Genomic DNA, 19,991 nt, shown 5'->3' with positions numbered 1-19,991 from the left:
ACAGCTTTCAGGGGGCCAGCGGCAGGAGGTCTTGGATACCGTAGAGTTCGGCGAGGCTTTGCAGGCCGCGGGGCAGGCCGCGCACCTGAACCTGGTGACCGGCTTCGCGGCCCGCACGCAGCCAGTCGAGCAGCAGGCCCAGGGCGGCGGAGTCCGCCTCGGCGATGGCGGCGAAGTCTATCACCACGTCTCCGGCGGCAATAGCATCGCGCCCGCGCTGCAGGACTTCGGGCGCGGTCCGCATGGTCAGCGGACCATTGAGGCGCAGCACGCCCGCCTCGCTCACCGCACCACCCGCACCGTCGCCAGGAAAGGGCCGGACAGGCTCATGCGCCGGCCTTGCCGCTTTCGAGCGCGCGGTTCTTTTCCTGCAGCGAGCGGATCAGGCCATCGACGCCGCCGGTACGGATCTCCTGAGCGAAAGTGCCCCGGTAGTTGGTGACCAGGCTGACGCCGGCGACGATGACGTCGAACACCTTCCAGCCGTCGTTGCCCTTCTCCAGCATGTAGTCGATGCCGATGGGCTGGGCGCCGGGCTGGCGGACTTCGGTACGCACCTGCACCGAAGTATCGGCCGGCGCCATGCGCAGCGGCTTGAAGTCTATGGTCTGGTCGCGGTACTGGGTCAGCGCATTGGAGTAGGTGCGCACCAGCAGGGTACGGAAGGCGTCGGTCAGTGCCTGCTGCTGATCCGGCGAAGCGCTGCGCCAGTCGCGGCCGACGGCGAGCATGGTCATGCGGCGGAAGTTGAAGTGCGGCAGCACCTTCTCGTCCACCAGTTGCAGCACTTTGCGGGTATCGCCGCCCTGGATGGCCTTGTCCTGGCGGACGATGGCGAGTACTTCATTGGTCACGTCGCGCACCAGCGCATCCGGCGCGCCATTGGGTTCGGCCGCCTGCGCAGGGGTAAGGAAGGCGGTCATCAAGACCGCCAGGCAAGCAAGGAGTTTTCTCATTCTGTGTCCCGATTCCTGGGGGCAGCGGCCAGGGCCGCCGGAGTAGCTCCGACATTCCCCACCGCGACCAGTTCAAGCCGCTCCACCGCCGAATGGGCGGCGGCATCGGTTCCGCGGCCCAGCGCCGCGGCGCCATCCTCGGCGTCGAAATCCTCGTACATATTCGCCGGGTTGCCGTCGTTCACCTTGTAGCGGCGCTGCTGCAGGTAGAAGTCGCGGATGTAGGCGTACTTGTCCAGCGTACCCTCGTCCACCGTGCGCTCGGTACCCAGCAGGCGGGCACGGGTATCGATCACGCGCAACCCGGTGAGCGAGTTGCGCACCGGGACGTCGCTGATGCCGGTCACCGGATCGGCGTAGAGGTCCAGCGCCAGGCCGGCACTGTCGCGTACCGTGCGAGGCCCGAAGAAGGGCAGCACCACGTAGGCGCCCTCGCCCACGCCCCAGGTGCCCAGGGTCTGGCCGAAGTCCTCGTCGTGCTTGGTGAAGCCCATCTCGCTGGCGATGTCGAGAATGCCGGCGAAGCCGAAGAAGGTATTGACGAGCACCCGCATGCCGTCGGACAGCGCCTCCTGCGGCTTGCCCTGCAGCAGGTTGTTGGCGCCTATCCAGACATCGCCGATATTGCTGAACACATTGCCGATGGCAATGCGCAGCGGCGTGGGCGTGACAGTGTCGTAGCCCTGCGCGACCGGCTTCAGTACCGCGCGGTCGACCTGCTCGTTGAACGAGAACATCGCCCGGTTGTAGCCCTCCAGCGGATCCTCCGGATTGGCCGGACGGCTCGCACACCCGACCGCCAGCAGGCTGACACAGGCCAGCGCCAGCACTTTGCTGCGGGCGGATGAAGCGGCAGCGTTCCTCATCGGTCTCTTCTCCCCTTGCGGACACCGGCTCACTTCTGCGGCTCGGCGGAAGGCTCGGCAGCCCTGTTGAACAGGAACTGCCCGATCAGTTTTTCCAGCACGACGGCAGACTGGGTGATCTGCACCCGGTCGCCGTTCTTGAACACGGCCTCGTCCGCGCCCGGCTCCAGGCCAACGTATTGCTCGCCGAGCAGGCCTGAGGTGAGGATGGTGGCGATGGTGTCGCGCGGAAATTCGTAACGGCTGTCGATATCCAGCCGCACCATCGCACGGAAGCTCTTCTCGTCGAAACGGATGTCGGCCACCCGGCCCACCAACACGCCGGCGCTCTTCACCGGCGCCTTCACCTTGAGGCCGCCGATGTTGTCGAAAGGCGCCTCTATCGAATAGGTGGCGTTGCCGCCCAGGCCGGAGAAGTTGCCCACCTTGAGCGCGAGGAACACCAGGGCGCCAAAGCCGAGAACGACGAAGAGCCCCACCCAAAGATCCAGCGTTTTGCGACTCATCATTGTCCCCGGAACATGAAGGAAGTCAGTACGAAGTCGAGGGCCAGGATGGCCAGCGCGGAACTCACCACCGTGCGGGTGATGGCCCGCGATACGCCCTCGGCCGTGGGCGTGCAGTCATAGCCCTCGAAGACCGCGATCAGCGACACCGCGACGCCGAACACGAAGGATTTGATGACGCCATTCATCACGTCGTAGCGCACATCCACCGCCGCCTGCATTTGCGACCAGAACGCGCCGTCATCCACGCCGATGAACACCACGCCGATCAACCAGCCGCCGAAGATGCCCATGGCGGAGAACATCGCCGCCAGCAGCGGCATGGAGATCACGCCGCCCCAGAAGCGCGGGGCGACCACGCGGGCGATGGGATTCACCGCCATCATGTCCATCGCCTTCAGCTGCTCGGTGGTCTTCATCAGGCCGATCTCGGCGGTCACCGCCGAACCGGCACGGCTGGCGAACAGCAGCGCGGCCACCACCGGGCCCAGCTCGCGCAGCAGCGACAGCGCCACCATGGTGCCCAGCGCGTCACTGGAACCGAAGCGCTGCAGGATGTCGTAGCCCTGCAAGCCCAGCACCAGGCCAACGAAGAGGCCGGACACCAGGATGATCAGCAGCGACAGCACGCCACTGAAGTAGATCTCGCGTATGGTCAGCGGCAGCCGCCGCAGCGACTGGCCGGAATACAGCAACACCAGGCCGAGGAAGCGGGTGGCGAAACCCAGCCGCCAAACGCCGTCCACCGCCATCGCGCCGATGCGGCGCAGGAAATTCGCCAGGCCGCTCATCCCACCCCTCCGCCGAGCTGCTCGGCGATGGCGGGCGCCGGATAGTGGAAGGGCACCGGCCCGTCGGCCTCGGCATTCACGAACTGATGCACGAAGGGATCGGTGGAGGCGCGGATCTCGTCCGGCGTGCCGCGCGCGACGATGCGCCCTTCGGAAACGAAATAGACGTAATCGACGATGCCCAGCGACTCGTGCACATCGTGGGTGACCATGACCGAACTCGCGCCCAGCGCATCGTTCAGCCGGCGAATGAGCTGGCCGATGATGCCGAGCGAGATCGGGTCCAGCCCGGCGAAGGGCTCGTCATACAGGATCAGCATCGGATCCAGCGCCACCGCGCGGGCCAGCGCTACCCGCCGTGCCATGCCGCCGGAAAGCTCGGAGGGCATCAGTGCCGCCGCGCCGCGCAGCCCCACCGCCTGCAGCTTCATCAACACCAGGTCGCGCACCATGCCGGCCGGCAGATCGGTGTGCTCGCGCAGCGGGAAGGCAACGTTGTCGAACACCGACATGTCGGTGAACAGCGCGCCGAACTGGAACAGCATGCCCATGCGCCGGCGCAGCGCGTAGAGGTCCGCGTTTCCCAGGGCTGCGAGATCGTGGCCGGCCACTTCCACGGTACCGCCGGTGGCCTTCAACTGACCGCCGATGAGGCGCAGCAGCGTGGTCTTGCCGCAGCCGCTGCCGCCCATGATGGCGACCACCTGCCCCCGATGCACCGACAGATCGATGCCGCGCAGCACCTCGCGCTCGCCGTACGCGAAGCGGACGCCACGGAGGCTGACCAGCGGAGGAAGTTCAGGGCTTTCGATCGCCACGGCTCGTCGTTGAAAACTTGCAAACCGCGCAGTCTACCAGACAGCCCCCTGGCGACGCCCCGGACTGTTGCAGCGCGGCAACGATATTGTCTTTTCAGCCACACGGAACAATGCTGTACGCATCTCATCCACAGCCTTACGGGCCGCTCAGACACCCTTCAGCAAACGTGCTTCGGCAGCCTCCAGGCCCGCCGGCAGGCCCACCAGCACGAGGATGTCTCCCTCCTCCACCCGGGTTTCCGCCGCTGGCGACACCCCGCGTATGCCCCGGCGCCGCACCGCGGACACGCCGACGCCGATCTCCTCCAGCGCAAGATCGCCGATGCAGCGCCCCACCGCCGGCGCGCCCGGCGGCACCGTCACCGACTGCAGCCTGGCTTGCACCGCCTCCGGCTCGCCGAGGTCGGTCACGCCGTGGAAGAAACCACGCATCAGCGCATAACGCTGGTTGCGGATGTCGCGGATGCGCCGCACCACACGGTTGAGCGGCACGCCGATCAGCGCCAGTGCATGGGAGGCCAGCATGATGCTGCCCTCGAAGGCCTCCGGCACGACCTCCGCCGCACCGCCGGCCGACAGCTTATCCATCTCCGCCTCGTCCGCCGCCCGCACCACGATGGGCAAGCCCGGCCGCAAGGCCTGGGCGTGATGCATGACGCGCAGCGCGGTCTCCACCTCGGCGAAGGAGATCACCAGCGCGCTCGCCCGCAGGATGCCGGCCGCCATCAGCGTCTCCCGCCTGCCCGCGTCGCCGTAGACCACGCTGTCGCCGGCGGCCCGTGCTTCGCGCACCCGCTCCGGGTCCAGGTCCAGCGCCATGTAGCTGACGTTCTCCTGCTCCAGGAAGCGCGCCATGTACTGACCGCTGCGGCCGTAGCCGCAAACGATGATGTGCTTCTCGGTGTTGATGGACTGCGCTGCCACCCGCGTCAGCTCCATGGAGCGCAGCAGCCATTCGGAGGCGACGAAGCGCATCACCAGCTTGTCGCTCACCTGCACGATCAGCGGCGCCAGCAGCATGGACAGCACCAGCGCCGCCACCGTCGCCTGCTCGATACCGCCGGGCAGCAGCTTCAGATCCACCGCCTGCGACAGCAGCACGAAGCCGAACTCGCCACCGGCGCACAGCCACAGGCCGGACCGCATCGCGGTACCGGCCGGCGAGCCGAAGGCGCGGGAGGCGGCGAAGACGATCAGGAACTTGCACAGCAGCAGCGCCAGCAGCAGGCCGAAGACTGCCGGCAGGCTGCGCGCGATCACGCCCACATCCAGGAACATGCCGACGGTGACGAAGAACAGCCCCAGCAGCACGTCGCGGAAAGGCTTGATGTCCTCCTCCACCTGGTAGCGATACTCGGTTTCCGAGATCAGCATGCCGGCGAGGAAGGCGCCCAGTGCCAGCGACAGGCCGACCAGATCCGACAGCCACGCCAGCCCCAGGGTGATCAACAGTACATTGAGCATGAACAGCTCGCCGGACTTGCGCCGCGCCACCACGGTGAACCAGCGATGCATCAGCCGCTGGCCGAACCCCAACACCAGCGCCAGCAGTACCACCACCTTCACCGCGGCCAGCCCCAGGGTGATCAACAGCGCCTCCGGTGGCCGTGACATCGCCGGCAACATGATCAGCAGCGGCACCACCGCCAGATCCTGGAACAACAGCACGCCTATGGTTTCGCGCCCATGCGGGCGATCCAGTTCCAGCCGGTCGGTCAGCAGCTTGGACAGGATGGCCGTGGAGGACATCGCCAGGATGCCGCCGAGCACGAAGCTGGCGCCCCAGCCCAAGCCACCCAGGTGGCCGAACGCCATGGTCAGCAGGGTCGTCCCCAGCACCTGCGCCGCGCCCAGGCCGAACACGATGCGCTTCATCGCATACAGCCGCTGCAGGGAAAACTCCAGACCTATCGAGAACATCAGGAAAACGACGCCGAACTCGGCCAGATGCTGGGCCGTGGCCGGCTCGTGCAGCAGGTCCAGCGCATGCGGACCGCCAAGCGCGCCGATCAGCAGGTAACCCAGCACTGGCGGCAGATTGAGACTGCGGAACAGGGCCACCACGACCACTGCCGCGGCCAGCAGCAGCAGGACGAAATCCAGGGTATTCAGCATCGGCGCCTTCGGCTTCCGGCAACTGGGCCTCCCCCGGCGGGAGACCCGACTGTTATACAATCGCGGGCTACCGGACCGGCCGCGCCCGTGGGAATCGCCGCGCTGCCGGCCTTTCGGCGCATTGCGCGCCAGTTTAACCGCAGCGCCCCCATGACCCCACTTCCGCCGCAACCTGCCCAGCCGCATCGCATCGCCGCGCTCGCCCGCGAGGTGCTGCGCATCGAGGCCGCCGCCGTCGCCGCGCTGGCCGAACGCATTGGCGACGACTTCGAGCGCGCGGTGGAGATCATCCTGCAGCGCCGTGGCCGGGTCATCGTCACCGGCATCGGCAAGTCCGGCCACATTGCCCGCAAGCTCGCCGCCACCCTGGCGAGCACCGGCACCCCGGCGTATTTCGTACACGCCGCCGAGGCCGCTCATGGCGACCTCGGCATGATCACGCCCGAAGACGTCGTCATCGCCCTGTCCAACTCCGGCAGCAGCGAGGAAGTGCTGACCATCGTGCCGCTGGTGAAGCGCCAGGGCGCGCGGCTGATCTCCATGACCGGCCGCCTGGATTCGCCGCTGGCGCGCGAGGCCGACGTACACCTGGATGCCGCGGTGGCGGAGGAAGCCTGTCCGCTCAACCTCGCCCCCACGGCCAGCACCACCGCTGCCCTCGCGCTGGGCGATGCGCTGGCGGTGGCGCTGCTCGATGCCCGCGGCTTCGGCGCCGACGACTTCGCCCGCTCCCACCCCGGCGGCGCCCTTGGCCGCCGTCTGTTGACCCATGTCGAAGATGTGATGCGCGACGCCGATGCAGTGCCTGTCGTCCCCCCCGATGCCCCGCTGAGTGCAGCCCTGCTGGCAATGAGCCGTGGCGGCATGGGCATGACGGTGATCGCCGCACCCGGCGCCGCGCCGCAGGGCATCTTCACCGACGGCGACCTGCGCCGCGCGCTGGAGAGAGGCGTGGACGTGCGCAGCGCCAGCCTGACGGACGTCATGACGCGCAATCCGCGCACCATCTCCCCCGCCGCACTGGCGGTGGAGGCCGCCGCGATGATGGAACGGCTGCGCATCAGCCAGCTGCTGGTGGTGGATGCCCAGGGCGAACTCGCCGGCGCCCTCACCACCCATGACCTCATGCTCGCCAAGGTGATCTGAAATGCGCAGCATCGACCATGCCCGGGAAAGCGCCGCCGCCGTCCGCCTGATGGGCTTCGACGTGGACGGCGTGCTCACCGACGGCAGCCTCTACTTCACCCCCAACGGCGATGAGATCAAGGTCTTCTCCAGCCTCGACGGCCATGGCCTGAAGATGCTGCAGCAGGCAGGCATCGAAGTCGTCATCATCAGCGGCCGCAGCTCCCGTGCGCTGGAACTGCGCGCCGCCAACCTCGGCATCGCCGAACTGCACATGGGCGTGGAGGACAAGCGCGGCTGCCTGGACGGCATCCTCGCCCGCCGCGGCCTGCCACGCAGCGCCGCCGGCTACATGGGCGACGACGTGGTGGATCTGCCCATCCTGCGCGCCTGTGGCTTCTCCGCCACGCCGGCCGATGGCCACGCCTTCGTCCGCGAACATGTGGGCTTCGTCACCAGCCAGCCCGGCGGCCGCGGCGCAGTGCGCGAAACCTGCGACTTCCTGCTCGCCGCCCAGGGCAGACTGGATGTCATGCTACAGCGTTACCTGGACTGAGCATGCGCGCCTCCATCGACCGCCTCTACCCGGTACTCGCCCTCGCCCTGCTCGCAGCCGGCACGGTGTGGCTGGAACGCGTCTCGCGGGTGGAAGACCCGGCGGCCGCCGGCGCGCAGCGCACCGGCCCTGACTTCATCGCCGAGCAGACCCGCATCCTTGGTTTCGGCTCAGACGGCCGGCAGCGCTACGAGCTGATTTCCGAACGCCTCACCCACTACCCGCAGGACGACACGACCAAGCTGGACCAACCCCGCCTCACCATGCAGAGCGAAGGCCGCCAGTTGCGCCTCACCTCCGCCGAGGCCGACGTCTCCCCCGGCGGCGAGCGGGTGGACATGAGCGGCGAGGTGCGTGGCCGCCGCGAGGGTGGCGCCGACCGCCCGGAAATCACCTTCGCCTCGGAAAAGCTCACCGTCTGGCCCGACGATCATCGTGCCGCCACCGACACCCCGGTGGTGCTCACCCAGGGCCAGTCCACCGCCACCGCCCGCGGCCTGCGGGCAGACAACCTGTTCGGCAACCTCACCCTGATCGGCGACGCCAAGGTCAACATGCCGCGCCGCCCCCGGAATCCCTCATGACACCACGCCTGCCTGCCCTCCTGCTGGCCCTGCTCCTCGCCAGCCCGCTCGCCCACGCCGAACGCGCCGACCGTGACAAGCCGGTCAACATCGAAGCCAACCGCGTCACCGTGGACGACCGCAACAAGGTCCACATCTTCGAAGGCGCGGTGGTGCTCACCCAGGGCACGCTGACGATCAAGGGCGAGAAGCTGGTCGTCACCCAGGGGGCGGACGGCTTCCAGAACGGCGTCGCCACCAACGACAAAGGGCTTGCCTCCTTCCGCCAGAAGCGCGACGGCAGCGACGAGTATGTATACGGTGAAGCCGAGCGCATCGAATACGACAGCCGCGCCGAGAAGGCCCGCCTGTTCAACCGGGCGATGGTGAACAGCGGCGGTGACGAGGTGCGCGGCCACTACATCGAGTACGACTCCATCAGCGAGAACTACCTCGTCACCAACGCCCCGGGCAGCAAGCCGACGGCAACCGGCGACGGCCGCGTGCGCGCCGTCATCCAGCCCAAGAACGAGAACCGCTGAGCGGCGTCGCTCAACCCGCTTCAACCAGGTCGCAAGCGAGCCGGTGCTACCCCAAACGGCCGGGCGGCGAATCCCCAACGCAAAGAGCAGGAGACCGCAGCATGTCCTATGAACTGATCCTCGTCGAAACCCGCGGCCGTGTCGGCCTCATCACTCTGAACCGGCCGAAGGCGCTCAACGCCCTGAACGACAACCTGGTGGACGAGATCGGCAAGGCGCTGGACGGCTTCGAGAGCGATGAAGGCATAGGCGCCATCGTCATCACCGGTTCGGAGAAGGCCTTCGCCGCCGGCGCCGACATCGGCGCCATGGCCACCTTCTCCTACATGGACGCCTACAAGGGCGACTACATCACCCGCAACTGGGAACGGGTGAAGACCTGCCGCAAGCCGGTCATCGCCGCAGTGGCCGGCTTCGCCCTCGGCGGCGGCTGCGAACTGGCGATGATGTGCGACATCATCATCGCCGCCGACACCGCCAAGTTCGGGCAACCGGAGGTCAAGCTCGGCATCCTGCCCGGCGCCGGCGGCACCCAGCGCCTGCCGCGTGCGGTCGGCAAGGCCAAGGCGATGGACATGTGCCTCACCGCCCGTTTCATGGATGCGACTGAAGCAGAGCGCGCCGGCCTGGTTTCCCGTGTGGTGCCGGCCGACAAGCTGCTGGAGGAGACGCTGGCGGCCGCCGAGACCATCGCCGGCTACTCCCTCCCTGTGGTCATGATGATCAAGGAGTCGGTGAACCGCGCCTTCGAAAGCAGCCTGAACGAAGGTCTGCTGTTCGAACGACGCGTCTTTCACTCCGCCTTCGCGCTCAACGACCAGAAGGAAGGCATGGCCGCCTTCGTCGAGAAGCGCAAACCGGATTTCAAGCACGACTAAGCGCGTAACGCCGGCGACATCATCCTGGGCAACCTGCTCCGCAACATTTCAAGTGGATTACATGCAGGTTGCTTTTCGCTGCTGCTCATTACGGGTATTTCATTTGCAAGCAGTCAGGCTGCCGTAAGCAGGGACGATGATAATCCGCACTGAATTGTGCAATGCACAATGACGGGGTTGACAGCAGGGGTATCCCCCCTATAATCACCTCAGTGTTGCGACGCAACATCCGGCATCGGTTTTCCTGTTCCGCGATGCCACCTTCCTCACCAAGGAGCTTGTCATGACTGCTACCCCTGAGCAATTCATCACCATCAACAAGGCCAACGTCGAGACCCTGCTCTCGCTGGCGAACACCGCATTCGCCAACGCCGAGCGTCTTGCCGCGTTGAACCTGAACACCGCCCGTTCCGTGCTTGAAGACGGCGTTGCCAATACCAAGGCCCTGCTGGCCGCCAAGGACGTGCAGGAGCTGGTGAGCCTGCAGAGCTCCCTGGCCCAGCCGCTGGTCGAGAAGGTCGTGGCCTACACCCGCAGCGTCTACGAGATCACTTCGCAGAGCCAGGAAGAAGTTTCGAAGCTGCTGGAAGCCCAGGTCGCCGAGCTGAACAAGGGCATCGCCAGCGCGCTGGACCAGGCCGCCAAGTCCGCTCCGGCCGGCTCCGACGTTGCTGTCGCCGCGGTGAAGTCCGCCATCGCCGCCGCCAACAGCGCCTACGACAGCCTGAGCAAGACCGCCAAGCAGGTCGCCGAGATCGCCGAAGCCAACGTGGCTGCCGCGACCAACGCCACCGTCAAGGCTGTCAGCGCCTCGGCCAAGGCCAGCAAGAAAGCTGCCTGATCAAAGAATCAGGTAGGGAGAAAAAAAGCCCCGCTCACGCGGGGCTTTTTTTGTTCACCGGCTTCCGAGGGGGGCCATCGAACGACGCCGTTCGGGGGAAAGCCAAGGCCACCGCTGCTCCGCATGCTTTACAGCGCTGCTTCTTCCTGCTCCGGGATCAGGGTCGGAATGCCGGAGTTGGGATAGTGGTGCGGGAACAGGCGCCGCATCTCGCCTTCGATCCAGGCCTCGGCCTGGGCATTGATCGCCTCCACCTTCATGCCCCTCACATCGATCGCCGGACCGATGCTGACGGTGATCTCGCCCGGGTACTTGAGGAAGGCATTGCGTCGCCAGAACTCGCCGGCGTTGTGGGCCACCGGCACCACCGGCACCCCCGCGCGGCGCGCCAGCCAGGCGCCGCCCACCTTGTAGCGCCGCGTGGTACCGGGCGCCACCCGGGTGCCTTCCGGGAACACCACCACCCAGTAGCCCGCCTTCAGCCGGGCCCGCCCCTGCTCCACCACCTGCGCCAGCGCATCCTTGCCGGCCGCGCGGTCGATGGCGATGCTGGCGATCTGGGCCAGCCCCCAGCCGAAAAAAGGGATGCGCAGCAGCTCGCGCTTGAGCACGAAACATAGCGGCGGAAAGATCACCTGCAGCGCCATGGTCTCCCAGGCCGACTGGTGCTTGGACAGAATCACCGCCGGCCCGGCCGGAATGTTCTCCCTGCCGATGACGGTATAGCGGATGCCCAGCAGATGACGCACGAACCACAGCACCAAGGGTGCCCATGAGGTGACGATGCGATGGCGTATCCGCAGCGGGAGGGGAAAGGTCAACGCGCCGAAAATCGCATACGGCGGGGTGACGACGATGAGGACCAGGGCGAACAGTAGGGAACGCAGGAAGATCACGATGAAACTCAGGTGGTGAGATCGGCGACGACCGCCGCGAGGTCCGGATAGATCAGGGTGCCCGCCGGCAGCGCGGGATCGTCCTTGGTCTTGATGCCCTTGCCGGTGAGCACCAGGTAAGGCGTGCAGCCCACCGCGGTACCGGCCTGCAGGTCGCGCAGGCTGTCGCCCACCGCCGGCACGCCGGTCAGGTCCACGTTGAAGCGCTCGGCCAGTTGGTGGAACAGGCCGGGTTTGGGTTTGCGGCAATCGCAGGTGGAGTCGGCCGCATGCGGGCAGAAGAAGATGGCATCCAGCCGGCCGCCCGCCTGCGCCAGGCTTTTCACCATCTTTTCGTGGATGGCGTTCAGCGTGTCCATGCCGAACAGGCCGCGGCCGACGCCGGACTGGTTGGTCGCCACCACCACCCGCCAGCCCCACTGGTTGAGGCGGGCGATGGCCTCCAGCGAACCGGGTATCGGCTTCCATTCCTCGGGCGACTTGATGAACTGGTCCGAGTCCTGGTTGATGACGCCATCGCGATCGAGAACGATCAGTTTCATGCCAGCCCTCTACGACGGTGAAGGACGCCGCCCGGCGCGCGAGCGGCCGGGCGAACGGTGCGACTCATGCCGAGAGCCGCGAGATGTCGGCGACCTGGTTCATCAGGCCGGCGAGCTGGGCCAGCAGTGCGAGGCGGTTCTGGCGGATCAGCGGCTCTTCGGCCATCACCATCACCGACTCAAAGAAGGCATCCACCTCGCCACGCAGGCCGGCCAGCGCGCATAGCGCCTCGGTGTAGCCCTCGCCGGCCATGTGCGACTTCACCAGCGGCGCGATCTCGACCACGCGGTGGAACAGCGCCTTCTCGGCGGCTTCCTGCAGCAGCGCCGGATCCGGCTCGCCCGGCGTGCCCTCGGCCTTCTTCAGGATGTTCACGATGCGCTTGTTGGCCGCGGCCAGCGCGGCCGATTCCGGCAGCGCGCGGAAGGCTTCCACCGCGGCCAGCTTGGCCGGCACCAGGTCGATGCGGGTCGGCGCCAGCGCCAGCACCGCGTCCACCACGGCGGCGTCGGCGGCCTTGCCGCCAGCTTCGCCACGCAGCAGGTTCTTCAGGCGCTCGCGCATGAACTCCAGCAGCTGGGTCTGGAAGCCTTCGGCGGTGAGCAGGCCGGGCTTGAAGCCGGCGGCACTGTCGGCGATCAGCTCGGCCAGATCCAGCGGCAGCGGGGTTTCGATCAGGATGCGCAGCACGCCCAGCGCTGCGCGGCGCAGGGCGAAGGGGTCCTTGTCGCCAGTGGGCACCTGGCCGATGCCGAAGAAGCCGACCAGCGCGTCCAGCTTGTCCGCCAGCGCCACCGCGGCGGCTACGTTGCCGGCCGGCAGCGCATCGCCGGCGAAGCGCGGCTGGTAGTGGGCCTGTACCGCGTCGGCGACGACTTCGCCCTCGCCATCGGCCAGCGCGTAGTAGCGGCCCATGATGCCCTGCAGCTCGGGGAACTCGCCGACCATCTCGGTCACCAGGTCGGCCTTCGCCAGGCGGGCGGCGCGGCGGGAAGCGGCTTCGTCCGCCCCCAGGCGAACCGCGATGCGGCCGGCCAGCGCTTCCAGGCGCTCGACCCGCTCCAGCACGCTGCCGAGCTTGTTGTGATAGACCACGTTGGCCAGCCGCGGCAGGCGGGAATCCAGCTTCTGCTTCTTGTCGGTCTCGAAGAAGAAGCGGGCGTCGGACAGGCGCGGCCGCACCACCCGGGCGTTGCCGGTGACGATGTTGGTCGGATCGGCGACCCGCATGTTGGAGACGATGAGGAAGCGGTTCTGCAGCTTGCCGGCGGCGTCGAACAACGGGAAATACTTCTGGTTGGCCTGCATGGTGAGGATCAGGCATTCCTGCGGCACGGCGAGGAATTCGGCCTCGAACTCGCCGACGTACACCGTCGGGTGCTCGACCAGCGCGGTCACCTCGTCCAACAGGTCGGCGTATTCGCCCAGGCGACCGCCCTGGCGCTCGGCCTCGGCCAGCAGCTGGCGCTCGATGTCGGCGCGGCGCTCGGCGAAGTCCGGCACGACCTTACCCTCGGCCAGCAGCGTCGGCTCGTAGGCTTCGGCACTGGCGATCTCGATCTCGCCCCGGCTCATGAAACGATGGCCCTTGGTGATACGGCCGGACTCCAGATCCAGCACGCGGCCCGGCACCACCTCGGCGCCGTGCAGCATCACCAGCTTGTGCACCGGGCGCACGAAGGTGGCGTCGCCGTCGCCCCAGCGCATCACCTTGGGAATCGGCAGCGCCTTCACCGCGTCCTGCACCACCGCGGCGAGCACGTCCGCCAACTTGGCGCCGGCCACGGTGGCGGTGTGGAACAGGGCTTCGGCCTTGCCGTCCATGCGACGCTCGAAGCCGGCCACCGCGTCCGCCGGAATGCCCTTGGCTTCCATCTTCTTGAGCAGCGCCGGCGTCGGCTGGCCATCGGCGTCCAGCGCGACGGTGACCGGCATCAGCTTCTCGGTGACCTGCTTCGCCTCGCCCGCGGCGAACACCGCCGGCATCAGGATGGCGATGCGGCGCGGGCTGGCGAACCAGCGGAAGCCGGCATCGGCGGCGGCCAGGCCGCGGCTCTTGAGGCCGTCGGCGATCTTGGTGGCGAAGGTTTCGCCCAAGCGCGGCAGGGCCTTGGGCGGCAGCTCCTCGGTCAGCAGTTCGACGAGCAGGGAATGTTGGGCCGTCATCACGCGGCTTCCTTGTTCTGTTGCGGCAGCATCGGGAAGCCGAGCGCTTCGCGGGATTTGAAATAAGCCTGGGCGACGGCGCGCGACAGGTTGCGGATGCGGCCGATGTAGGCGGCGCGCTCGGTCACCGAGATGGCGCCGCGGGCATCCAGCATGTTGAAGTTGTGGGCCGCCTTCAGCACCATTTCATAGGCCGGCAGCGCCAGCCCGACCTCCATCAGGCGCTTGGCCTCGGACTCGTAGTTGTTGAACAGCGAGAACAGGAAATCGACGTTGGAGTGCTCGAAGTTGTAGGTGGACTGCTCCACCTCGTTCTGGTGGAAGACGTCGCCGTAGCTGACACGGGTGCCGTCCGGATACACGGCCCAGGTGAGGTCGTACACGTTCTCCACGCCCTGCAGATACATCGCCAGGCGCTCGATGCCGTAGGTGATCTCGCCCAGCACCGGCTTGCAGTCCAGGCCGCCGACCTGCTGGAAGTAGGTGAACTGAGTCACCTCCATGCCGTCCAGCCACACTTCCCAGCCGAGGCCCCAGGCGCCCAGCGTCGGGTTCTCCCAGTCGTCCTCGACGAAGCGGATGTCGTGGCTGTTGGGGTCTATGCCCAGCGCGCGCAGGGAATCCAGGTAGAGCTCCTGGATGTTCAGCGGCGAGGGCTTGAGCACCACCTGGAACTGGTAGTAGTGCTGCAGGCGGTTGGGGTTCTCGCCGTAGCGGCCATCCTTGGGACGGCGCGAGGGCTGCACGTAGGCGGCGTTCCACGGCTCCGGGCCGATGGCGCGCAGGAAGGTGGCGGTGTGCGAGGTGCCGGCGCCGACCTCGAGGTCGTAGGGCTGCAGCAGCACGCACCCGCGGTCGCCCCAGAATTGCTGGAGCGTGAGGATGATTTGCTGGAAGGTGGGTTTGGACAGGGACATGGTCTCGGGCGGCGAGCGCCGCGCAGCGAACGCAAAGGAGCGGATTTTACTGGCATTCCGCCCTTGGCGCGCACCTGCTTGGCAGCGGAAACCACGGTTTCCGCCGGCAGCGCGGCCTCGTCACCCTCGCCAGCGGGCCGGCTGAGGCCGCCGGCCGCTGCTCCACCCGCCTCAGCGCGTGCTGGCGACAGTCGCCGCCCCCTCCGCCAGCCCGCCCGCGTCCGGCGCCCGCGCCGACCACACGCTGTCCGCCGGCCCGCCATGCACCCGCCGTGCGGTGGCGCGCGCCATCCAGACGAAGCACAGCCCACCGGCGGCGGCGGTCAGGTCCACCCCCAGCGTCGCCGCGGCCGGGTGGGCCCACAGCCCCAGCGCCGGCACCAGCGCGCCCAGCAGGCTGGTGGCCGGAATGGCGAAGGTGAGCATGGCCGCCAGCCACAGCAGGCCGACCGAGGCACGCGCGCCACCGCGCAGGAAGGCCCAGGCCAGGCAGCCGAAGAAGGCGGCGTAATAGCTGTAGCGGTGCCAGCTGCCGAGGTCGGCCACCTGGCCGTGCAGCCACTTGCCGGCGACGATGCTGAGCGAGATGCCGCAGACGCAGCCCAGGCAGACGCCCACGGTGGCGGCGGCCATCAGCCGGGTGTCCAGGCGCTGCACCGGCATGCCGCTGCCGTCGCGCGGCGCCTTGCGGCGGCGGCTTTCTATCCACAGCAGGTTGCCGCCGTAGAACAGCCAGGCGCCAGCCATGCCGAGCAGGAAGTACATCCACTGCACCGGCGTGCCGCCGAAGGCGCCGAAGTGCAGCGCGAACAGGCTGCTGACGGTGGCGTGCGGCGCATCCTGCTGGCCGGGCAGGTATTCGGTGTTCACCACTTTGCCGCTGTAGGGATCGAGGGCGACGAAGCCACCGACGAAGCGCGGCGAGAAGGCGGTGGCGTCGTGCCCCCAGACGCGCACGGTGGCGCGCGGGCCGGTCACCTGGGCGTACTGCAGCCGCTCCGGCTCGAAGCCGGGCGACAGCGCATGCACCCGCGCCAGCAGCTCGGCCGGCGGCAGCATGGCGGCGGGGTCGCGCGGCGGCGCCTCCTGCGGCCCGCCGCCACGCGGCGAGAAAGCGGCGGCCAGGCCGCCGCCGTGCAGCATCTTGTTCTGCAGGGCGTAGATGCCGTCGTGGTAGGCGAAGCCGACCGCGGTGATCGCCATCACCAGGTGGAAAGGCAGGCTGACGATGCCGACCACGTTGTGCGCGTCCAGCCACATCCGCTTCAGGTTCTTGCCCACCCGCAGGGCGAAGAAGTCCTTCACCAGCGAGGGCAGCAGCACGATGACGCCGGATACCAGCGCCACCGCGTACAGCGCCGCCACCACGCCCATGAACCAGCGGTTGGGGTCGGTGTCCGCCGGCAGGCCGACCACCCGGTGCAGCACGTCGATGAACTCCGCCAGCTTGGAGGGCTGCGCCTCCTCGATGCTGACGTCGCCCTCCGCCGTCAGGCTGGCGGCGTAGTGACGCACCGAGAAGCTGTCGTGGTCGTCGGCGTCGGGGTCGCGCACCTGCCAGCTGAGGCGCGCCGGCTGGTGCTCGTCCAGCTTGAGGTTGAGGGAGAAGTCCCGCGCCGTCTCCGGCCGCGCGGCCAGGGTGGCGGCGATCAGCGCCGGCGCTTCGGCCAGCGGCACCGCGGCCGCTTCGCCAGCAAGGGCGGGCGGCGAGGCCCAGCGCGCCAGCGGCGCCTTGAACACGGTGAGGGCGCCGGCGTAGAAGGCGATGAACAGCGCCATGCCGGTGAGGATGCCGGTCCAGGTATGGACGGCTTTGTAGATGCGGATCAGTTCCGAGCGCATGGGGAAAGTCCTTGTCGAGTCACAGCCACTGCGCGGCGGCCAGGGCGCCGAACACCAGCGCGTTGGCGCCGCCCAGCCAGGCCCAGGCGCGCAGGCCGCTGCGGAAGAAATAGACGCCGCTGAAGATGCCCAGCCAGATGGGCATGACCATCCACATCGCCAGCTGCGCCCGCACGCTCATCTGCATGCCGTCCGCCAGCCAGGCGAACACGCCGCTGCAGCCGATGGCGAGGGTGAAGCCGAGCAGCACGCCGGCCACGGTCTTGGCCAGCCAGTCGCGGCGGATGGGGGGCGCGGAAGAGGCGCTCATCTCAAGCCCCCCGCCTGAGAGCGAGCAGCGCGCCGAGATAGGGCAGCAGCACCAGCAACAGCATCACCCAGGTCAGCAGCACGTAAATGGCGGCCAGCGGCTGCAGCGCCTGGCACAACGCCGCCATGCCGGCGACGAGCAGTGCGCCGGCGGCGAAGCGCGCCGGCCGCGCCGGCAGGGGCGCCGCGCGCCAGCGCTGCTGGGGCGACGCGAGATAGAAGGCGGTGCAGCCCGCGAGCGCGAGCAGCAGTCCGGAGGCGACAGCCAGGTTCATGTCAGAAATCCACGGAGGTTGAAAGCTTGAAAGTGCGGGGCGCGCCCAGCGTGGCCTGGCCGCCGGGGTAGAAGCGGCCGGACCAGTAGTGGCGGTCCTCCAGGTTCTCCACGCTGGCGCGCACCACCACCGCCTTGCCGGCGATGCGGGTGGCGTAGCGGGCGCCGATGTCCCAGCGGTGCCAGGCCGGAATCTCCAGCCGGTTGGCGACGTCCAGGTACTGCGAACTGGTGTAGATCCAGCGCGCGCTCAGCGTCAGGCCGGCGAGCAGCGGCGTGTCCCATTCGGTGCCGAGGTTGGCGGTCCATTTCGGCACGCCGGGCATGTCCTTGCCGTTGTTGGCGGTGCTGGAGGCGCGCACCTGCTCGGCATGGGTGTAGGCGCCGCCGCCCAGCAGCCGCAGGCCCTTGCCCACCTCGCCAAAGACGTTCCATTCCACGCCGCTGTTGCGCTGCTCGCCATCCAGCTTCAGCGTCGGCAGCGGCGCGCCGGTAGCCACCGACACCGCAAAGGGCTTCTCGATCTGGAACAGGCTGAGGGTGTTGGTGAAGCGCACGCCGTCTTCATCACCCACGCCGGCTTCCCACTTGACGCCGACTTCCGCCTGCTTGGTGCGGTAAGGCGTCAGCGTCTCGCCTGCGTTGGCGTAGGTGATGCCGACGGTGATGCCCGGGCTCAGGCCCTCGATGTAGTTGGCGTACAGCGACACCGCCGGCCCCCAGGGCTTGAGCACCAGCCCCACCAGCGGCGTCACCGCGCTCTCGTCGTAGGCGGTGGGCGTGGCCATGGACTGGCGCACCCGCTGCGCCCGCGCGCCCAGCGTCAGCAGCACCGAGTCGTTCCGCATGGACAGCGTGTCGGCCAGCGAGAAGCTGGTGTAGGTGTTGTCCACCGTGGTCCACACCGCGCCGTAGGGGCCGGCCAGCGTCGGGTTCGGGATGGGCTCGTAGATGTTGGTGACGTAGGCGGCACCGGTCGCCAGGCCGACGCGCCCGCCGCTGGAGCGCATCTGCACCGAGGAGGCGCTGGCCACCAGCTGGTGTGCCACCGCGCCGGTGGTGAAGCTGCCGCGCACGCCGGCCTCGGCCGACAGACCCTTGGTGAAGCCCTTCTGGTGATTGGTCTGGCCGCGGGCATCACCGGCGTCGTTGAGCACCTCGACCAGGGTGCCGTTGAGGTAGCCCTTGTAGTGGTAGCGCGAGCCGCCCACCGCCGCCCAGGCCGTCCAGTGCGCGTTCAGGTCGTACTCGCCGCGCAGGGCCGCGCCCTCGGTCTGCTGCTTCACATAGGTACCGCGCAGCGCGTTCTTGGTCGGGTCCGGCGCCTTCAGCACATGGCCCAGCGTGGTGAAGCCCACCCACAGCGGGCTGCCGTTGGACTGGTCCTGCTTGGAGGAATAGGCGTCCAGCTCCAGCCGCCAGCCGTCGCCGCGGTAGTCCATGCCGAGGGAGAGGAAGCGCTCCTTCTTCTTCTGGTCTTCCAGCGTGGTCTCGCCGTCGCTGGAGGACGCGTTGACCCGCACACCCAGGCGCTGCTCCTCGCCGAAGCGGCGGCCGAGATCGGCGGCGATGCCGAAGCGGGAGGCGGAGGCGTAGCTGGCGGTGAGGCGGGTCAGCGGCTCGCCGCCGGCGCGCTTGGGCACCAGGTTGATGACGCCGCCGACCCCACCGCTGGGGGCGATGCCGGACAGCATCGCCCCCGGCCCCTTGAACACCTCCACCCGCTCCAGGAACTCGGTGGGCACATGGGTGCCGGGCAGCATGTTGTAGAGGCCGTTGAAGGCCAGCTCGGTGGAGGTGAGGTCGAAGCCGCGGACGGTGAAGTTCTCCGCGTTATGGCCGTCGCTGGTGGTGTAGCGCACCGAGGGGTCGTTGCGCAGCACCTCGGCCACCGTCGCGCTCTGCTGGTCGGCGATGGTCTGCGCGGTGTAGGCGGTGATGTTGAAGGGCGCGTCCATCACATCGACGTTGCCCAGCACGCCCAGCCGCGCGCCGCTGGCCACCTGACCGCCGGCATAAGCGGGCGGCAGTTCGGAGGGCGAGATGCCTGTAGCCGACACCCGCACTTCCGACAGCGTGCGCCCGCCGGTGGCCGGCTCGATCACCAGGATGTTGCCCTCGATGCGGCCGCGCAGCCCGCTGCCGCGCAGCAGCTCGGCGAGCGCGGCAGCGGTGTCGCCGCGGCCACTCAGCGGCTGGCTGCGCAGGCCGCGCACCAGCTCCGGCGCCGCCAGCAGCTGCAGTCCGGCCTGGCGGGCGAAGGCGCTGAGGGCCTGGTCCAGCGCCTGGGCGGGAATATCGAATTCGGCAGCGGCGGCGCTGGCACCGACCTGGGCGAAGGCAGCCGGCACCGCCAGGGACAAGGCGGCGACGGCGAGCAAGGGAGAGCGGCAGATCATGGCGTTCGGTTTCCTGTCGTTTTGGGAGCTACTACGACTGGAACGAACAGGCCCGCGGATTCCCTCAGGCGCATGGGCAAGAACTTGC

At 68.3% G+C, this 19,991-nt stretch carries 21 protein-coding genes; 6 read left to right on the top strand and 15 right to left on the bottom strand.

Annotated elements, in window-relative coordinates; translation table 11 throughout:
• Positions 1-7 precede the first annotated feature (7 nt).
• From C7389_RS06390 to C7389_RS06360, 7 genes are all read right to left on the bottom strand, one after another.
• Positions 8-271, bottom strand: a complete 264-nt coding sequence (locus tag C7389_RS06390; protein WP_246034657.1) for an STAS domain-containing protein — start codon at positions 269-271, stop codon at positions 8-10.
• A gap of 55 nt (positions 272-326) precedes the next feature.
• Positions 327-956, bottom strand: coding sequence for an MlaC/ttg2D family ABC transporter substrate-binding protein (locus C7389_RS06385; RefSeq protein ID WP_133589509.1), 630 nt, complete (start codon positions 954-956; stop codon positions 327-329).
• On the bottom strand, positions 953-1,822 hold the full coding sequence (locus C7389_RS06380; RefSeq protein WP_133589507.1) for an MlaA family lipoprotein: 870 nt from the start codon (positions 1,820-1,822) through the stop codon (positions 953-955). Before C7389_RS06380 ends, C7389_RS06385 begins: the two co-directional genes overlap by 4 nt.
• Positions 1,823-1,851: 29 nt before the next feature.
• On the bottom strand, positions 1,852-2,328 hold the full coding sequence (gene mlaD, locus C7389_RS06375) for an outer membrane lipid asymmetry maintenance protein MlaD (RefSeq protein ID WP_211168200.1): 477 nt from the start codon (positions 2,326-2,328) through the stop codon (positions 1,852-1,854).
• Positions 2,328-3,119, bottom strand: coding sequence for a lipid asymmetry maintenance ABC transporter permease subunit MlaE (gene mlaE, locus C7389_RS06370; protein WP_133589503.1), 792 nt, complete (start codon positions 3,117-3,119; stop codon positions 2,328-2,330). Before mlaE ends, mlaD begins: the two co-directional genes overlap by 1 nt.
• Positions 3,116-3,937, bottom strand: a complete 822-nt coding sequence (locus C7389_RS06365; protein ID WP_133589501.1) for an ABC transporter ATP-binding protein — start codon at positions 3,935-3,937, stop codon at positions 3,116-3,118. The genes mlaE and C7389_RS06365 overlap by 4 nt, the downstream gene beginning before the upstream one ends.
• Before the next feature lie 147 nt (positions 3,938-4,084).
• Positions 4,085-6,052 carry a monovalent cation:proton antiporter family protein gene (locus tag C7389_RS06360; protein WP_133589499.1) on the bottom strand — a complete coding sequence of 656 codons (1,968 nt, stop codon included), beginning with the start codon at positions 6,050-6,052 and terminating at the stop codon, positions 4,085-4,087.
• Between the two features lie 150 nt (positions 6,053-6,202).
• Here C7389_RS06360 and C7389_RS06355 point away from each other — a divergent pair, with 150 nt between their 5' ends.
• The 6 genes from C7389_RS06355 (at position 6,203) to C7389_RS06330 (ending at position 10,557) form a co-directional block, all read left to right on the top strand.
• Complete coding sequence (locus tag C7389_RS06355; RefSeq protein WP_133589497.1) at positions 6,203-7,198, top strand: KpsF/GutQ family sugar-phosphate isomerase; 996 nt, start codon at positions 6,203-6,205, stop codon at positions 7,196-7,198.
• Position 7,199: 1 nt separating this feature from the next.
• Positions 7,200-7,733 carry a KdsC family phosphatase gene (locus C7389_RS06350; protein ID WP_133589495.1) on the top strand — a complete coding sequence of 178 codons (534 nt, stop codon included), beginning with the start codon at positions 7,200-7,202 and terminating at the stop codon, positions 7,731-7,733.
• A gap of 2 nt (positions 7,734-7,735) precedes the next feature.
• Positions 7,736-8,317: an LPS export ABC transporter periplasmic protein LptC gene (gene lptC, locus C7389_RS06345; RefSeq protein WP_133589493.1), complete on the top strand. Its 582-nt coding sequence runs from the start codon at positions 7,736-7,738 to the stop codon at positions 8,315-8,317.
• A complete protein-coding gene (lptA, locus tag C7389_RS06340) occupies positions 8,314-8,838 on the top strand; it encodes a lipopolysaccharide transport periplasmic protein LptA (RefSeq protein ID WP_133589491.1) in 525 nt (174 codons plus the stop codon). Before lptC ends, lptA begins: the two co-directional genes overlap by 4 nt.
• A gap of 101 nt (positions 8,839-8,939) precedes the next feature.
• A complete protein-coding gene (locus tag C7389_RS06335; RefSeq protein ID WP_133589489.1) occupies positions 8,940-9,716 on the top strand; it encodes an enoyl-CoA hydratase in 777 nt (258 codons plus the stop codon).
• A gap of 283 nt (positions 9,717-9,999) precedes the next feature.
• A complete protein-coding gene (locus C7389_RS06330; RefSeq protein WP_133589487.1) occupies positions 10,000-10,557 on the top strand; it encodes a phasin family protein in 558 nt (185 codons plus the stop codon).
• 128 nt (positions 10,558-10,685) lie between these two features.
• Here C7389_RS06330 and C7389_RS06325 read toward each other — a convergent pair whose 3' ends face one another.
• The 8 genes from C7389_RS06325 to C7389_RS06290 all read right to left on the bottom strand — a co-directional run bounded on the left by C7389_RS06325 (position 10,686) and on the right by C7389_RS06290 (position 19,903).
• Positions 10,686-11,453, bottom strand: a complete 768-nt coding sequence (locus C7389_RS06325; protein WP_133589485.1) for a lysophospholipid acyltransferase family protein — start codon at positions 11,451-11,453, stop codon at positions 10,686-10,688.
• 8 nt (positions 11,454-11,461) lie between these two features.
• Positions 11,462-11,995, bottom strand: a complete 534-nt coding sequence (gene gmhB, locus C7389_RS06320) for a D-glycero-beta-D-manno-heptose 1,7-bisphosphate 7-phosphatase (protein ID WP_133589483.1) — start codon at positions 11,993-11,995, stop codon at positions 11,462-11,464.
• Between the two features lie 64 nt (positions 11,996-12,059).
• The gene (glyS, locus tag C7389_RS06315; RefSeq protein ID WP_133589481.1) at positions 12,060-14,162 is read right to left on the bottom strand and encodes a glycine--tRNA ligase subunit beta; all 2,103 of its coding nucleotides are present in this window, start codon (positions 14,160-14,162) and stop codon (positions 12,060-12,062) included.
• On the bottom strand, positions 14,162-15,079 hold the full coding sequence (gene glyQ / locus C7389_RS06310; RefSeq protein ID WP_133589479.1) for a glycine--tRNA ligase subunit alpha: 918 nt from the start codon (positions 15,077-15,079) through the stop codon (positions 14,162-14,164). Before glyQ ends, glyS begins: the two co-directional genes overlap by 1 nt.
• 171 nt (positions 15,080-15,250) lie before the next feature.
• Positions 15,251-16,921, bottom strand: coding sequence for a PepSY-associated TM helix domain-containing protein (locus C7389_RS06305; protein WP_133589477.1), 1,671 nt, complete (start codon positions 16,919-16,921; stop codon positions 15,251-15,253).
• Positions 16,922-16,940: 19 nt separating this feature from the next.
• Positions 16,941-17,231 carry a hypothetical protein gene (locus tag C7389_RS06300; RefSeq protein WP_133589475.1) on the bottom strand — a complete coding sequence of 97 codons (291 nt, stop codon included), beginning with the start codon at positions 17,229-17,231 and terminating at the stop codon, positions 16,941-16,943.
• A 1-nt stretch (position 17,232) separates the two neighbouring features.
• A complete protein-coding gene (locus C7389_RS06295) occupies positions 17,233-17,505 on the bottom strand; it encodes a hypothetical protein (RefSeq protein WP_133589473.1) in 273 nt (90 codons plus the stop codon).
• A gap of 1 nt (position 17,506) precedes the next feature.
• Positions 17,507-19,903, bottom strand: coding sequence for a TonB-dependent receptor (locus C7389_RS06290; protein ID WP_133589471.1), 2,397 nt, complete (start codon positions 19,901-19,903; stop codon positions 17,507-17,509).
• Positions 19,904-19,991 lie beyond the last annotated feature (88 nt).

This window comes from Azoarcus indigens, from assembly GCF_004361735.1.
Lineage (GTDB): Bacteria > Pseudomonadota > Gammaproteobacteria > Burkholderiales > Rhodocyclaceae > Azoarcus > Azoarcus indigens.
This window is presented reverse-complemented; position numbering and strand designations above follow the sequence as displayed.